This is a genomic window from Actinosynnema sp. NPDC053489 (assembly GCF_044544865.1).
In the GTDB taxonomy this organism is placed as follows: domain Bacteria; phylum Actinomycetota; class Actinomycetes; order Mycobacteriales; family Pseudonocardiaceae; genus Actinosynnema.
The window spans coordinates 241,141-256,318 of sequence record NZ_JBITXT010000002.1 but is presented as its reverse complement, the minus strand read 5'-3'; the positions used below and the strand labels follow the sequence as shown (position 1 = coordinate 256,318).

Below are 15,178 nucleotides of genomic sequence, written 5' to 3'. Positions count from 1 at the left end.
TCGGCTCACCGCTTGCGCCCGACCCCGGCGAAGATGCCCGCGCGGTCGGCGTCCTCTTCGCCGGCGCCCGGCTCGGGCCGCCACAGCGGCAGCGGCACCACGCCCGGCTCGACCAGGTCGAAGCCCTCGAACAGGGCGGTGATCTCGGCGTGGGTGCGCGGGTACATCGGGTTCGCGCTGCGCCTCATCACCTCCACGACCCCGGCCATCTCCCCGGGTTGCAGGTCGGAGGTGAACTGGGAGAGGGCGAGGTGGCTGCCCGGCGGCACGGCGTCGCGGTAGGCGGCCACCACGGCGCGCGGGTCGGCCTCGGGCGGCACGAAGTGGAAGACGCCGACGGCCAGCAGGCCGACCGGTTCGGCGAAGTCGATCAAGCCCGTCGCCCGGGCACCCGCGAGCACCGCGGCCGGGTCGGTCAGGTCCTCCTGGAGGATGGTCGACCGGTCGTCGTCGGCCAGCAGCATCCGGCTGTGCGCCACGGCGACGTCCTCGTAGTCGACGTAGACCACGCGCGACCCGGGCGCGGCCCTGCGCGCGACCTCGTGCACGTTGCCGACCGTCGGGATGCCCGAGCCCAGGTCGAGGAACTGCCGCACGCCCGCGTCGACCAGGTGCAGCACGGCCCGGCGCAGGAACGCGCGGTTGAGGCGGGCGATGGTGCGGGCGTTGGGCTGGGCGCGCAGGAACCGCTCCGCCAGCTCCCGGTCCGCGGCGAAGTTGTGACCCCCGCCGAGGAGGTAGTCGTAGAGCCGCGCCGCGCTGGGCAGCCCGGGGTCGACGTCGTCGGGGACCCAACTCAGCCGATCCGCCACCTGTTCCTCACCCGTGTGCGTGCAACCGGGGGCCTTCGCCCCGCTGGGGCGAGATTACTGATCGGCATCGGCCCGGTGGCAGGGGGCGGGGGAGCTTGTCCCCGATCGGCGTACACAGGGTGAGCGATGCGATGACGCTCGGTACTCCGAATGCCACGCTGAGTCCCCTGAGGGCGTGGTCGTGTACCGGGGGCGCCACGCGGAGTGCCGTGCCGGGAGCGTCGGCACGGCCGCCTGGCGGGCGGTGTCGGCGGCCGGCGGGTGACCTCCACTCGGGTGATGCTTCGGGGATCGTCCCGCGATGCGGGCGGGCGGGTGTGACGGCGCTCGCGTCGAACGGCCCTCGCAACGCCCCCGCGGGCACCTCCCCGGGGGTCGGTCGGGTCGCACCGGCCCAGGTGGCGACCCCTGCGCGACCGAGGGGGCCTCACGACCGGGGCGGGCCGCCGATGATCTGTCGCCGGCAGAGCATCTCGGGCCTCGACCTATCGCGAGCCAGTACCATTCGCGCATGTCAGACGAGGCACGCACGCTCACCGACGTGGTCACGAGGCTGCGCCGGGCACTGCGCACGAGCATCCGGTCGGAATGGCCCTGGGACTCCCTGCCGATGGCCCAGGTGGAGCTGCTCCAGACCCTCGCCGAGCGGGCGCCGATGCGCGTGGGCGACCTCGCGGCCGAGCTGCGGCTCGCGCCGAACACCGTGAGCGGCCTCGTCGGCCAGTTGATCGAGAACGGCCTGGTGGAGCGGGGCGGCGACCCCAGCGACCGCCGCGTGGCCCGGCTCTCCGTCACCCCGCAGGGCCACGAGCAGCTCGCCGTCTGGCAGGCCGCGCACGAGAAGCGCATCGGGTCGGCGCTGGACAAGCTCGACCCCGGCGAGCGCGCCGACGTGGTCCGCGCCCTCGCGGCCCTGGACCACCTGGTCGACCACCTGCGTGCGCACTGAGCCGCGGGCGGTCGCGGCCGTCGCCCTGGGCGGTGGCCTGGGCGGCCTGGCCCGGTTCGGCCTGTCCTCGCTGGTCCCCGGCCCGTGGGGGACCCTGCTGGTCAACGTGTCGGGCTGCGCGCTGATCGGCGTGCTGATGGTCCTCGCGCCCCGCCTGCACCCGCTGGCCCGGCCGTTCCTCGGCGTCGGCGTGCTCGGCGGCTACACCACGTTCTCGGGCTACGCGGTCGACGCGGTGCGGCTGGGCGGCCTCGCCGCCGTCGCGTACCTGGTCGCCACGCTGCTCCTGGCGCTGGGCGCGACCTTCGCCGCGATGGCCGTGACGCGGAGGGTGTCGCCGTGACGGTGCTGCTGGTCTTCGTCGGCGCGGCGGCGGGCGCGTCGCTGCGGTACGCGACCGGCCTGCTGCTCCGGCGGGAGTTCCCCCTGGCCACCCTCGTGGTGAACGTCGTCGGCTCGTTCGTGCTCGGCTGCGTGGTCGGCGCGTCGCCGCACCTGGTCGCGCTGGTGGGCAGCGGCCTGTGCGGCGGCCTCACAACCTACAGCACGTTCAGCCACGAGACGGTCCGGCTGGCCGAGGGCGGTAGGCACCTGCGGGCGTTCGCGAACGTCGCCGCGAACCTCTGCGGTGGCCTGGCCGCCGCCGCCCTCGGCTGCGCGATCAGCCGGTAGCCGCCAGCCGGCCCAGCACCTCCGGCAGGTCACCGGTGTGCACGACGCCGAGGCGCTGCGTGGCGCGGGTCAGCGCGACGTACAGGTCGCTCGCGCCCCGCGGGGACTCCGCCAGGATGCCCGCCGGCTCCACCACCAGCACCGAGTCGAACTCCAGGCCCTTGGCGTCGGTCACGCCGAGCACGACCACCTGCGCGTCGAGGTCGTCCGAGGCGCCGGGCACGGTGGCGCGCAGCGAGGCCACCGACGCGGCCGGCACGATCACCGCCAGCTTGCCGTCCCCGATCGCGGCGACCTCCTTGTCCACCGCGGACGGCAGCGCCTCGGCCAGGGAGTCCACCCGCAGGCTCCACGGCTCGAACCCGCTGTCGCGCACCGACGTCGGCGGCACGAGGTCCGGGTCGACCGACCGCAGCACGTCCGCCGCCACGGCCATGATCTCCGACGGCGTCCGGTAGTTCACCGTCAGCTCGGTCAGCTTCCAGCGGTCCATCACGTACGGCGACAGCACCTCGTGCCAGGACGAGGCGCCGGCGATGTCGCCGGTCTGCGCGATGTCGCCGACCACGGTCATCGACTTGGACGGGCACCGGCGCATCAGCGTCCGCCACGCCATCGGCGACAGCTCCTGCGCCTCGTCCACGATGACGTGCCCGAACGTCCACGTGCGATCCGCCGCGGCGCGCTCGGCCGCCGTCTCGTAGCGCTCGACGCCGTGCCGCTCGGCCAGCCGGTGGGCGTCGACCAGGTCGGTCGCCATCAGGATGTCCGGGTCGGCGTCGTCCTCCAGGTCGAGGATGTCCAGCACGCCCTGCGCGTAGTCGATCGCCTGCCGCCGCTGCCGCTCGGCCCGCGCCTTGGCCTCCGTGTCGTCCTCGCCGAGCAGCTCGGCGGCCTCGTCCAGCAGCGGCACGTCGGCGGGGGTCCACTCGGAACCGCGGGGGCGGACCAGCAGCTCCCGCTCGGCGGGCGACAGCTTCGGCGCGGCCTTCGCGATCAGCTTCGGCGAGGCGAACAGGTCCTCCAGCAGCCGCTGCGGCGACAGCGTCGGCCACAGCCGCTCGACCACGGCCTGCACCGCCGGGTCCTCGCGCAGCTCGCGCCGGATGTCGTCGACGTCGGCCTGGTCGAGCAGGTGCCTGCCCAGCCGGGACACCGCCTGCGCCGCCAGCGTCGAGACGATCTCCCGCTGGAACGTGCGCCGGGCCTCGTTGTGCGGTCGCCTGGTGCGCCGGGCCCGGCCGCGGGCGTCGCTGATCGCCCGCCGGTCCAGCCTCAGCACGTCCTGGTCGAACGGCACCTCGACCTGGCTCGGCGCCTCCTGCCGGTCCCGGATCGCGTGCGCCACCACGTCCGCCATCCCGATGCGGCCCTTGAGCGCGGCCACCTCGGCGGGCTCGCGGCCGACCGCGGTGAGGCCGGGGAACAGCTCGCCCACGGTCGACAGCAGCACGCCCGTCTCGCCCAGCGACGGCAGCACCTGGCCGATGTAGCGCAGGAACGTCGCGTTCGGACCGACGACCAGCACCCCGCGCTTGGCGAGCTGCCGCCGGTGCGTGTAGAGCAGGTAGGCGGCGCGGTGCAGCGCCACCGCCGTCTTGCCGGTGCCCGGACCGCCCTGCACGACGACCACGCCGTTCAGCTCGGTGCGGATGATCCTGTCCTGCTCGGCCTGGATGGTCGCGACGATGTCGCCCATCTGGCCCGTGCGGCTCGCGTTCACGGCGGCCAGCAGGGTCGCCTCGCCGGTCAGGCCCTCGGACGGGCGGGTCGGGTCGACCGAGTTGATGTCCAGCACCTCGTCGTCGAAGCCGACGACCTTGCGCTGCTTGGTCCGCAGGTGCCTGCGCCGGCGCACGCCGTCCGGCGCGGCCGCGGTGGCGAGGTAGAACGGGCGGGCGGCGGGCGCGCGCCAGTCCATCAGCAGCGGCTCGTACTCCTTGTCCTCGTCGAACAAGCCGATCCGGCCGATGTAGAAGCGGTCGTCGGTGTCGAAGTCGAGCCGGCCGAAGCACAACCCGTTCTCCACCGCGCTGTACTGCGCCAACTGGTCGGAGTACATGGCCACCGAGGTGTCCCGCTCGGAGCGCATCTGGTGCGTCCCGCCGGTTTGCCGCAGCGCCCCGGCCAGGCGCTTCGAGCTCTGTTCGCGGAGGTCGTCCAGCCTGCCGTACAGCATCGACACGTATTCCTGCTCCGACTCGGTTTCCGCGAGCCGGAGGTCATCGGAGGGGCTTGACAACGTGCCTCATTTCTGGATAGCGTGGTTTATCAGCCTGTGTCGCATTGCGGCTGACAGTTTCCTGCGGGCTTGCCGTCGTGCGCCCGTCCCGTGCAGAACGTCTAATCTACTACACGGTCTCGGCGCTCGTGCGTGAACAAACCCCGGCCGGCCGGTCGACCCCGTGATGTAAGAAGGCCGCCGCCGAGCGGGTGCTCGACGACGGCCTGACCTGCCCCGCGACCCCCCTGGAGGCTACAACCGCTCGGCGACGATCCGGCCGATCGCGGCCATGCCGTCCGCGTTCGGGTGCAGCGGCGCGGCCGTCCCGTTCGCCACCACGCCCTCGAACCACCGCTCCCGCGACGGCGCGCACGAGTCGTGGCCTGCGGTCGGCTGCTCGATGTCGACGAACGACGCGCCGCGCGCGGCCGACTCGCGGGCGAGCACCCCGTTCAGCCGGTGGACGCTGCCCTGGAGGTAGTCCGCGTCCCGGGCCCAGATCGGCTGGTCGGGGTGGCAACCGCCGGGCCGGATGTAGGTGCCGTAGCCGACGACCACGACGCGGGCACCCGGCGCGCGCCGCGCGATCAGGTCGAGGGCGGCGGCGAACTCGGCGGCGTAGGCGTCGATCGCCTCGGCCAGCCGGTCCCGACCGCCCTCGGTGAACGCGGCGCGGCATGACCGGCCCACCGGCTCGGGCAGCAGGTTCACGCAGCTCACCGCCGCGTCGACCAGGCGCACGTCGTTGCCGCCGATGGTCACCGTCACCAGGTCGGTCGTCGCGCTCAGCGCGTTCGCCTGCGGCGGCTGCGCGCCCAGGACTCCGGACTGCTCACCGGCCAGGTCGTCGGTGACCGCGCCGGAGCACGTCACGTCGGTCAGCCGCGCGCCGATCCGCTCGGCCAGCGCGTTCGGCCAGTTGCGCGTCGAGCGCAGGCACTCCGGGGCCGCCGGGTCCTGCTGGGGGATGAGCGGTCCCGCGGCGGCCGAGTCGCCCAGCGCCACGTACTCGACGCCGGGGTCGGCGGTCGCCGCACCGGTGGTCCAGGTGATCGCCAGCGTGGCCAACAGCACCGGTAGCAGCCTGCGCACGAGCGCCTCCTCTTCGTGATCGGGATGTCCGCTGGACATGATGTGGCCTGCGCCGCGCGGGTGAGCCGGTGAGCGGCCGCAGATCACCCGAGCGGGTCGGCGGCGCGATCGGCACGCCCGGTGAGGGCCCGCCACCCGATGAGCGGCTGTGCGAAGGCACGCGGGTGAAGGGGGATCACGGGCGCCGACCGCTCCGGCAGGCTGGGACGGGTGAAGGAGAAGCGCCAGGAGCTGGCGAGGCTGTGCCGGACCGCCGTCGACCGGTCGAGGTGGCAGCTCGCGTTCGCGGTGGTCGTGTCGGCGTGGTCCCTGGCGTGGGTGGCGGGTCAGGCCCTCGGCGGCGCGCCGAGCCCGCTGGAGGTGCTGCCGGTGCGGTGGGCCGGGCTGCCGACGGGGTGGCTGGACGCGACGCGCGCCTGGTTCGACGGCCGCACCGGCTTCCTGGCCGTGGCGGGCGGGCTGCTGTGGGCGATGACCAGCCCGCACCGGCAGTCGTCGGCGCTGGTCGGCTGGCTCGCGGTGATGGCGGCGGCGGAGGACGTCGGCTACGTGGCGGTGCGGTGGGCGCTGGTGGCGCTGGCGGTGTTCCTCGCGGTGATGGGCCTGGTGTCGCTCACCGGGCGGCGGGCGTTCGTGGTCGACCGGGTCGCCGTCATCCCCCGCGACGTGGCCCGCGCGGGCGCGACGGCGGTGGCGCTGTCGGCGGTCGTGCCGCTGGTGGCACCCGGCCTCGTGCTGGTCCGGCTGGTCGGCCCCTACGTGACTCGCCCGCCGCGCCGCCGACCGGGGGCGCCGATCGTCGGCCCGTCCTCCGCCGAACGGCCGCCGTCGGGCCTGCGGAGGTCCGAAACGCCAGGTGAACTGCCCGGACAGCTCCCCGCCCAGCGCGGAGCGCGCTGAGCGAACGCTCGGATTTCGCGATCGAGTGAGGGTATGCAAATAGTTTTGCGCCCCAACAATCAACCGACTGAAGCCGAGTGAACCTCACATCACATTCCGGAATCGCCTGTTTGGGCTTACCGGTCCGTATCCATCAAGATGTGCGAGTGCCAGAAAATCCCGCCGAAAACCGCTTAGCCAAGGTGATGCGTCGTCAGCCCGTTCAGCAGCGGGGCGCCGCGACGGTGTCCGCGATTGTCGATGCCTGTGCGACGCTGCTCAACGACTACGACTACGACGACATCACCACCGCCCGGATCGTCGAGCTAGCCGGTGTGCCAATTGGATCGTTCTACCAATACTTCCCGGACAAGCGCTCCGTTGTGCACGCGTTGGCGCTGCGCGGTATGGAGGAGTACCTGGGCCGGGTCGAAACGCTGTTCACGGAGGGTCGGATCGCCGAGGACTGGCGCGAGGCCGTGCGCCAGGTCGTCGGCGTCTACCTGCGGATGCTGGTCGAGATCCCCGGTTTCGGGCGGGTGCGGTTCAGCGACCTGCTCGACGGCCACCGCCTGGACTCCTCCGTCGACCAGTACGAGCTGATGGCCGAACGGCTGCGCGACCTGTTCCTCGGCCGCTTCGCGGTCCGCGGCGACGCGCCGGTCACGCTGACCTTCCGGATGGCCGCCCAGACGGCCGACGCGATGTTCAAGCTGGCCGAGCGCGTCGACCCCGACGAGCGGCCGGTGGTGCTGCGCACCGCCGACAGCGTGATGGTGAAGATGCTGGCAGGTGTGTTCGACCCCTCGTGACTTGCCGCACCGGTCCGGGTGGTGTGGGGTGGACCGGTGAGCGACGACTTCGACGTGATCGTGATCGGCGGCGGCCCGGTGGGCGAGAACGCCGCCGCCCGCACCGCCGCCGGTGGCCTGCGGACCGCGTTGGTGGAAGCCGAACGCGTCGGCGGTGAGTGCTCGTACTGGGCCTGCATGCCGAGCAAGGCGCTGCTGCGCCCCGGCCACGCGCTCGCCGCCGCCCGCCGGGTGCCGGGCGTGCCGGTCGGGGAGCGGCTCGACCCGGCGGAGGTGTTGAAGCGCCGCAACTCCTTCACCTCCGACTGGGACGACTCGGGCCAGGTCGAGTGGGCCGAGGGCGCCGGGCTGACCGTCGTGCGGGGACGCGGTCGGCTCGTCGGCGAGCGCCGGGTCGACGTGGACGGCCGCGTGCTGACCGCCTCCAGGGCGGTCGTGGTCTGCACGGGCAGCGTGCCGCGCGTGCCGTCGCTGACCGGGCTGTCGGACGTGCCGTACTGGACCTCCCGCGAGGCGACCTCCGCCCAGGAGGTCCCGGAGTCGCTGGTGGTGCTCGGCGGCGGCGTGGTCGGCGTCGAGATGGCGCAGGCGTGGGCCCGGCTCGGCTCGCGCGTCACGCTGGTGGTGTCCGGCCCGCGGCCGCTGCCGAAGTTCGAGCGGTTCGCGGGCGACCTGGTCGCCGACGGGCTGCGCGAGGACGGCGTCCGGATCGTCACGGGCGCGAAGGCGACCGGCGTGTCCACTTCGGACGGCGAGGTGTCGTTGCGGCTGTCGGACGGCTCCGCGGTCACCGGCGCGCACCTGCTGATCGCCACCGGCCGGCAACCGGCCACGTTCGACCTCGGGGTGGAGCCGTTCGGCTTCACGGCGGGCGAGGCGCTGCCGGTGGACGACACCGGCCGGGTGTCCGGAGTGGACTGGCTGTACGCGGCGGGCGACGTGACCGGCCGCGCGTTGCTCACCCACCAGGGCAAGTACGCCGCGCGGGCGGTCGGCACGGCGATCGTCACCGGCGCCACGAACCCGGAGCCGTGGACCGCGCCGGTGGCGACGGCCGACCACACCGCCGTGCCGCAGGTGGTGTTCACCGACCCCGAGGTGGCGTCGGTGGGCCGGACGGAGGCGCAGGCGCGCGAGGAGGGCCTGGACATCCGGGTGATCGACCTCGACATCGCGGTGGCCGGGTCGTCGCTGCACGCCGACGGCTACCGGGGCAAGGCGCGGATGGTCGTGGACGAGGGCAGGCGCACGCTCGTCGGCGTCACGTTCGCCGGCCCGGACGTGGCCGAGCTGATCCACGCGGCCACGATCGCGATCGTCGGCGAGGTCACCGTGGACCGGTTGTGGCACGCCGTTCCGGCGTACCCCACCATCAGTGAGGTGTGGTTGAGGCTCCTCGAGGCCTATGGTCTGTAGCGCTGCGTGCCCGGGCTTCAGCACATCGTGCACAGTCTGGGCCGAGTGCCGCACCGATCGTGGGCCAGAGGGACTCTTAACCTCAAAATGCGGCTTCAGCTCACTAGACTGCCGCTGTGACCAGGGGAACCGTGGCTCTCGCGATCTGCGCGGTGCTGTGGTGCGCCTTCGTCATCGCGTCCACGTTCCTGCCCGGTTGCCCGTCCTGGCCGCCGGTCGCGGTGTACCTGCCCGGCTTCCTGATCGCGCCGGTCGTGCTGCACACGTTGCTCCGGGCGCGGTCCAACGCGCTGCTGTGCCTGGCGCACGTGCCGAAGCCGGTGCTGTTCAGCGGGTTCGCGGTCGCCGTCGGCGGGTGGCTGTTCTCGTTCGGGACGATCACCGGCAAGCCGGGCACCGAGACGCTGTGCGCGGTGGCCGGCCTGGCGATCGTGCTGCACGTGGCGTTCGGCCTGATCGGCGTCGGCATGGTGCGCACCGGCCGGTGACGGTCGGCACCGCGCACGGCCCCGTGACGAGGGCTACTGGGTGGCCGGGAGGCGCAGCGCCTGCTCGATCACGGCGGTGAGCCTCGGGTCGGCCGGGTCCTGGTCGCCCTCGGACCACACGACCTGGGTGATGCGGACCTGGGCGCCCTTCGTCGTCACGCGGATCGCCGACCGGTCGAACGACGCCGGACCGCCCTGCCAGGCGCGTCCCTCACCGACCAGCGCGGTGACGCCCCCCGAGCCCACCACCGAGGCGATCCCGTGCAGCTCGGCCGCGCGGGTGGCGTCGGGCAGGCTCAGCTCGGCGATCGCGACCGCCGCCCCGCGCCCGTCCACAGTGGTCTCGAACTGGGCGCGTCGCAGCTGCATGCACACGTGCTCGGACAACCACGCCCGCACGTCGCCGAACGCGTGCCCGGCGCAGTCGTCGGTGCGGTCCGCGCCGCGGGGCGCGAAGCTGCGGCCGTCCACGACGACTGTGGTCGGCGGCGGGGTCGGCGGGGCGGAGGCGGAGCTGTCCGCGGACTCGCCCGACGACAGCGAGACGACCAGCAGCACCACGAGCAGCACGGCCACCACCGCGCCGCCCACGTACGGGAGCACCTTGCGGCGGGTCGGGACCGGCGCGACCTTCGGCAGCAGCACCGTGTGCGCCGACGCGAGGTCGGCCTCGGCGTCGGAGAAGCCCTCGGCGACCAGGTGCCGGCGGGTGGGCGGCACCCCGGTCGGCGCGAGCACGGCGACCAGCTTGGCCGCGTGGTCGGCGGAGCACCGCCGGTCGCTGGTGGCCAGCTCCCGCGCGGCGGCCAGCAGCGTCGTCGGCTTCGGGTGCAGGACGCGGACGCCCCGGTTGAGGTCCACGGTCGGCTGCACGACCTGGCCCACGTACGGGCCCACGGCCACGACGGTGGTCACCGGCAGCGGCTCGCCCCGCATGTCCTGGATGCGGCGGGCGACGGCGGCGGTGGCCTCCAGCGCCTCGGCGGCCGGGCTCGTCGCGCCGTCCGGGCGGCTCAGCGGCCAGCCGTCGATCTTCCACTGCCCGTTCAGCGGGGCCTCCAGCCGCATGGCCGGGTCCGGCAGGTCGACGCCGACGACCACCAGCACGCCGCGGGGCAGCACGACCACCGCGTCCAGCTCGCGCGGGCTGTCCGGCGGCCGGACCCCGAGCAGGGCGACACCGCCGAGCACCGCGTCGCCGACGCCCCACGTGCTCAGCGCGGCGCGCACGTCCGCGCCCACCGCGGAGGGCTCGGTGCCGAGTCGGATCAGCCGCACGGGATCACCACGCCGTGCCGGTCGGGATCACCACGCGGGCGGGGGCGCCACACGATCGGGGTTGCCACACGGTCGGACGTTGCCACACGGTCGGACACGGTAGCGCCGTGCCGGGTCGGGCCGACGCCCGCCCGCCGGGGCGCGGTGCGGGGTGACCGCGATCACCGGGCGCGGGGGCGCGGGTGGTTCGCCGCGCCGGGTGATCGCCCTCGGCGCTCTCGTGATCGCGCAAGGTGACCCCGGGCGCGGGCGCCCCCCTCGATTTGGGGTCGAAAGTCCTGTATCCGACCCGGGCGGGTGAGGATCGGGCTGGTTCTTATGGCGGACCGCTGCCGCAGCGGGCAGAATGACCAAGGCGGGAATTCACAAGATCGTCCGTGATATCGACAGGTCGTAGGGGAAGACGTCCCTCGTCGAGTAGCGGAGGTCAGCTGTGAGCACCCGTGGCAGCAGCAGTGGCGTGGTCTACGTCCACTCGTCGCCGTCTGCGGTCTGTCCGCACGTCGAGTGGGCGATCTCGGGCACCCTCGGTGAGCGAGCGGACCTGAAGTGGGTGGCGCAACCCGCGGCACCAGGTCAGTTGCGCGCCGAGTGCAACTGGACCGGCGACGCCGGCACCGGCGCCAGACTCGTGTCCGCGCTCAGGGCGTGGCCGATGCTCAGGTTCGAGGTGACGGAGGACCCGAGCCCTGGCGTGGACGGTGCGCGGTACTGCTTCGCGCCCGTGCTGGGGTTGTGGCACGCGCGGACGAGCGCCAACGGAGACATAGTCGTTCCCGAGGACCAGCTCCGGGCGCTGGCCGCGCGCAGCCGGGGCGGTGAGTCGTTCGCGCACGGGGTCGACGAGATCCTGGGTGCGGCGTGGGACGACGCCCTGGAGCCGTTCCGGCGGGCTGGTGATGGTGCGCCGGTGACGTGGTTGCACAGGGTGGGGTGAGGTCCCGGGTGCCGGTTGGACCGGGCGGCTCGGTGGATCGGGTCCGGTTCGAGGTGGCCTGGCTTCGGGTGCCTTGGGCAGGCCGGACCCACGTCACCTCCGGCCTCGGCCGGCTGGCCGCGGGTCCGGTGTGGCCGGGGTGGGTCAGGCGGTGAGCTGTCGCCGGGTCGTCGTGCTCGGGGCTTGCTGCCAGGCGGCCATCAGGTCCTGGTAGAGCGGTGAGGTGGCCAGGAGGTCGTGGTGGTTGCCCAGCAGCGGGGGGCCGCCGTCCATCAGGAGGACCTGGTCGGCGCGCAGGGCGGACGAGAGCCGGTGCGCGATGACGACCAGGGTGCCCGGGCGGGTGGCGAAGGCCCGTTCGACCCGGGCCTCGGCCCGGGGGTCGAGGGCGGAGGTGGCTTCGTCCAGGATCACGACGTCGGCCGGTGAGGCGTGGACGCGGGTGGCGGCCAGCAGTTGGGCTTCGCCGCTCGACAGGCCACCGCCGTTGTGGCCCAGCGGGGCGGAGAGGCCGCCCAGCTTGGCGATCAGGTCGGACGCGCCCACGGCGGCGGCGGCTCCGAGCAGGTCCGCGTCGGTGGCGTCGGGGGCGAGGAGGGCCAGGTTCTCGCGGACCGTGCCGGTGAACAGGTAGGTCTCCTGGGGGACCAGGGCGATCCGGCGGTGCCGTTCGGAGGGGGCCACCGCGCGGACCGGGACGCCGCCGAACGCCACCGTGCCGGCCTGCGGCTCCACCAGGCCCGTAAGGAGGCCGGCCAGGGTGGACTTGCCGATGCCGCTCGGGCCCACCACGGCGAGGTGCGCGCCTTCCGGCAGGGTCAGGTCCAGGTCGCGGACCACCGGTTCGGCGGTCGGGCTCCAGCCGAACGTCACCCGGCGCAGTTCCACCTCGGCGCCGGTCGGCACGGCGTCGCCGGTGGGTTCGGCGATCGGCGGGGCGGCCTCGGACAGCCGGCGCAGGGCGACCACCAGGCGCAGGACGACGGTGCTGGTCGTGTCCGCCAGGCGGCGCAGGGCGGGCTGCACGCTGGTGCTCAGGTAGACCACCGCGCCCAGCACCTCGCCGGCGGTCAGGGTGCCCGAGCGCACCATGCCCGGCGCCACCACCAGCAGCAGGAGCAGCGGGGCGAAGCCGCCGAGGGCGATCACCACGCCCCGCAGGGCGGTGGCGAAGGCCATCCGCACGGTCGCGGCGGCCTGGTGGTCCACGGCGGCCATGACGTCGTGCAGGGCGTGGTCCGCGCCGTCCACCGCCCGCACGTCGCGGACGCCGAGGAACACGGTGCCGGCCACCGAGGCGGCCTCCTCGTCGGCCAGCACGAGGCGGCGCTGGCCGCGGGCCAGGGAGGGGAGCAGGAGGCCGAACAGGACCAGTGCCGCGACGACCGGGAGGACCACCAGCCAGGCCAGCGAGGAGACCGTCGCGGCCAGGCCGACGAGGGCGGCGCCGGTGGTGACCAGCAGGGCCCTGGCCTGGACCAGGACGCCGGCGGTGGCGTCGCGGACCACCTCGACGTGCCTGGTGATCCGGGCGACGGCGCTGGCGTCCGGTTGCCGGGTGCGGGAGCCCGCGTGCAGGACGCCGCGCACGACCTGGCGGACCAGGGCGTCGCGCAACGGCTCGACGACCGCGCCCAGGCGCGTGAAGACCTGGCGCAGCCCGAAGCCCCCCAGGACCGCGACGGCGGCGAACACCAGGAGCCACAGGACGCCGGTCCACGGCTTCCCGGCGGCGAAACCGCGGTCGACGGCCAGGCCCACCAGGCGGCCCGACAGCAGTGCGGGCACGCCCTCCAGCACCGACCACCCCAGCAGCACCGCGATGCCCCGCCGCTGGTCGCGCAACGCCCGCAGGTACCCCATCAGCCGAACACCGCCCGGTACTCGTCGTCGTCCCACAGCTCGGAGTGCGGTCCCACGGCGCGGACCCGGCCCCCGTCCAGCCACACCACGACGTCGGCCCGCCGGGCGGTCGCGGCGCGGTGCGTGACGACCACCCGCGTCCGACCGGGCAGCGCCGACTCGACCGCGCGCTCCACAGTGGACTCGGTGACCACGTCGAGGCTCGCGGTGGCGTCGTCCAGCACCAGGACGGCCGGGTCGCGGACGAACGCGCGGGCCAGGCCCAGGCGTTGCGCTTCGCCGCCGGACATCGGCGCGGTGGACATCGGGGTGTCGTAGCCCCGCGGCAGGCGCACCACCACGTCGTGCACCTGGGCGGCCCGGCACGCCGCCTCCACGTCGGACCGGCCGAGGTCCGTGCCGTAGCGGACGGCGTCGGCGACGGTCGCGCCCACCAGCGCCGGTCGTTCGAACGCGTAGCCGACGGAACCGCCGCGGCGCACCTCGCCCGAGGCCGGTCGGGACAGCCCGCCGATCACCGAGGCCAGGGCGGACTTGCCCGAACCCGACCGGCCGACGACGGCGACGAACGCCCCCGGCGGCACGGTGAGGTCCACGTCGTGCAGCGCGCCGGGCACGGTCACGGAGGTGAGGACGACCTCGCCGGGTTCGGCGGGCCCGGGCCGGTGCGCTTCGGGGACCGGGGTCTCCAGGACCTCCTCGATCCGCTTGGCGGAGGCCCGTGCGCGTTGCAGGGCGGTCAACAGGGTGGTCTGCCCGACCACCGTCATGCCCAGGGCCACGTAGCCGAGGGCGGCCAGCACGTCGCCGACGCTCAACCGGCCCGCGACCACGCCGAACCCGGCCGCGACCAGCACCGCCAGCTCCACCGCGGGCAGCAGCAGGCCGGCCCGCCAGATCATCCGGGCCTGCGTGCGCCACATGCCGACGCCGGCGGAGGTCAGCCGGGGCAGCGGGCGCAGCACGCGCTCGGCCTCCTGGTCGGCCTTGCCGGAGGCGGCGATGGTGCGCAGACCGCCCACCGCGTCCACCAACCGCGCGGACAGCTCGCCCGACACCTCCTGGTAGGTGGCCACGTCCGCGGCCGTCAGCCGCAGGTGCGACCGCACCAGCAGCGCCGCCAGCGGCACGCTCAGCAGGAACACCGCGGCCAGCCGCCAGTCCAGCAGCGCCAGCGCGGTGATCGCGCCGGCCGCGGTCAGCACCGAGATGCCGAGGTTCACGCCGAGCACCGCGACGCCGCCCGCGATGGCGCTGTCGCCGGTCAGCCTGCTCACCGCGTCACCGGCCTCGAACCGGGACGGGTGGCCCAGCGCCAGCAGGTGCCCGGTCAGCCGGTGGCGCAGCCACGCGGCGCCGCGGGCGGTGATCGCCGCGGCCAGCACGACGCCGATCGCGTCGCCGACCACCTCGACGCCGGCGAGCCCCACCAGCCACCACACCGTGCCGCCGTCCAGCCGGCCTGCCAGCGCCATGTCGATCGCCGAGGCCAGGGCCGTCGGCAGCAGGAGGCCCGCGGCGGTGGCGGGCAGCGCGTTCAGCGCCAGCAGCAACCACCGGAGGTCGCGCCGGATGACGGTGGACAGCACCACGATCTGGGACTCCTAGGTCTGTCGCCGCGGTGGGCGCATCATGTGTCGGGGGTCCGACGGCACGCCGTCGGACCCCCCCGCGGTCGGGGGGCCCGGGGGACCCGGGGGACAGGCCCCCGGGGGGGGGCGCCCCAGGAGCGGGGCCCCCCCCCCGGGCCCGTCGG

The 15,178-nt window shown here is 74.4% G+C and carries 14 protein-coding genes; 8 read left to right on the top strand and 6 right to left on the bottom strand.

Annotated features, from left to right (window positions below; all coding sequences use genetic code 11):
• Nucleotides 1-5: 5 nt before the first annotated feature.
• Nucleotides 6-812: an SAM-dependent methyltransferase gene (locus ACIGNX_RS04170; RefSeq protein WP_396536126.1), complete on the bottom strand. Its 807-nt coding sequence runs from the start codon at nucleotides 810-812 to the stop codon at nucleotides 6-8.
• Nucleotides 813-1,323: 511 nt separating this feature from the next.
• Here ACIGNX_RS04170 and ACIGNX_RS04165 point away from each other — a divergent pair.
• From ACIGNX_RS04165 to ACIGNX_RS04155, 3 genes are read left to right on the top strand one after another with little or no spacing between them, the layout of a single operon-like run.
• Entirely contained in the window at nucleotides 1,324-1,761 is a 438-nt protein-coding gene (locus ACIGNX_RS04165; protein ID WP_396536124.1) for a MarR family winged helix-turn-helix transcriptional regulator, read from the top strand.
• Entirely contained in the window at nucleotides 1,751-2,104 is a 354-nt protein-coding gene (locus ACIGNX_RS04160; RefSeq protein ID WP_396536122.1) for a fluoride efflux transporter FluC, read from the top strand. Before ACIGNX_RS04165 ends, ACIGNX_RS04160 begins: the two co-directional genes overlap by 11 nt.
• Nucleotides 2,101-2,433 (top strand): fluoride efflux transporter FluC, encoded by a 333-nt coding sequence (locus ACIGNX_RS04155; RefSeq protein WP_396536120.1) that lies wholly within the window; start codon nucleotides 2,101-2,103, stop codon nucleotides 2,431-2,433. Before ACIGNX_RS04160 ends, ACIGNX_RS04155 begins: the two co-directional genes overlap by 4 nt.
• Here ACIGNX_RS04155 and ACIGNX_RS04150 read toward each other — a convergent pair.
• Complete coding sequence (locus ACIGNX_RS04150; RefSeq protein ID WP_396536118.1) at nucleotides 2,423-4,675, bottom strand: HelD family protein; 2,253 nt, start codon at nucleotides 4,673-4,675, stop codon at nucleotides 2,423-2,425. The genes ACIGNX_RS04155 and ACIGNX_RS04150 overlap by 11 nt on opposite strands.
• Before the next feature lie 234 nt (nucleotides 4,676-4,909).
• Complete coding sequence (locus tag ACIGNX_RS04145; RefSeq protein WP_396536116.1) at nucleotides 4,910-5,749, bottom strand: SGNH/GDSL hydrolase family protein; 840 nt, start codon at nucleotides 5,747-5,749, stop codon at nucleotides 4,910-4,912.
• Between the two features lie 210 nt (nucleotides 5,750-5,959).
• Here ACIGNX_RS04145 and ACIGNX_RS04140 point away from each other — a divergent pair, with 210 nt between their 5' ends.
• The 4 genes from ACIGNX_RS04140 (at nucleotide 5,960) to ACIGNX_RS04125 (ending at nucleotide 9,344) form a co-directional block, all read left to right on the top strand.
• Nucleotides 5,960-6,649 (top strand): hypothetical protein, encoded by a 690-nt coding sequence (locus tag ACIGNX_RS04140; RefSeq protein WP_396536114.1) that lies wholly within the window; start codon nucleotides 5,960-5,962, stop codon nucleotides 6,647-6,649.
• 224 nt (nucleotides 6,650-6,873) lie between these two features.
• Nucleotides 6,874-7,440 carry a TetR/AcrR family transcriptional regulator gene (locus ACIGNX_RS04135; protein ID WP_396536112.1) on the top strand — a complete coding sequence of 189 codons (567 nt, stop codon included), beginning with the start codon at nucleotides 6,874-6,876 and terminating at the stop codon, nucleotides 7,438-7,440.
• A gap of 54 nt (nucleotides 7,441-7,494) precedes the next feature.
• The gene (locus ACIGNX_RS04130) at nucleotides 7,495-8,856 is read left to right on the top strand and encodes a dihydrolipoyl dehydrogenase family protein (RefSeq protein WP_396536980.1); all 1,362 of its coding nucleotides are present in this window, start codon (nucleotides 7,495-7,497) and stop codon (nucleotides 8,854-8,856) included.
• A gap of 116 nt (nucleotides 8,857-8,972) precedes the next feature.
• Nucleotides 8,973-9,344 (top strand): hypothetical protein, encoded by a 372-nt coding sequence (locus ACIGNX_RS04125; protein ID WP_396536110.1) that lies wholly within the window; start codon nucleotides 8,973-8,975, stop codon nucleotides 9,342-9,344.
• Between the two features lie 33 nt (nucleotides 9,345-9,377).
• On the opposite strand, the gene ACIGNX_RS04120 is transcribed toward ACIGNX_RS04125, so the two are convergent.
• On the bottom strand, nucleotides 9,378-10,622 hold the full coding sequence (locus tag ACIGNX_RS04120; RefSeq protein WP_396536108.1) for a hypothetical protein: 1,245 nt from the start codon (nucleotides 10,620-10,622) through the stop codon (nucleotides 9,378-9,380).
• A 433-nt stretch (nucleotides 10,623-11,055) separates the two neighbouring features.
• On the opposite strand from ACIGNX_RS04120, the gene ACIGNX_RS04115 reads away from it, so the two are divergent.
• Nucleotides 11,056-11,559 (top strand): DUF3145 domain-containing protein, encoded by a 504-nt coding sequence (locus ACIGNX_RS04115; protein ID WP_396536106.1) that lies wholly within the window; start codon nucleotides 11,056-11,058, stop codon nucleotides 11,557-11,559.
• A gap of 144 nt (nucleotides 11,560-11,703) precedes the next feature.
• Here ACIGNX_RS04115 and ACIGNX_RS04110 read toward each other — a convergent pair whose 3' ends face one another.
• On the bottom strand, nucleotides 11,704-13,422 hold the full coding sequence (locus ACIGNX_RS04110) for an ABC transporter ATP-binding protein (RefSeq protein ID WP_396536104.1): 1,719 nt from the start codon (nucleotides 13,420-13,422) through the stop codon (nucleotides 11,704-11,706).
• Entirely contained in the window at nucleotides 13,422-15,014 is a 1,593-nt protein-coding gene (locus tag ACIGNX_RS04105) for an ABC transporter ATP-binding protein (RefSeq protein WP_396536102.1), read from the bottom strand. Before ACIGNX_RS04105 ends, ACIGNX_RS04110 begins: the two co-directional genes overlap by 1 nt.
• Nucleotides 15,015-15,178 lie beyond the last annotated feature (164 nt).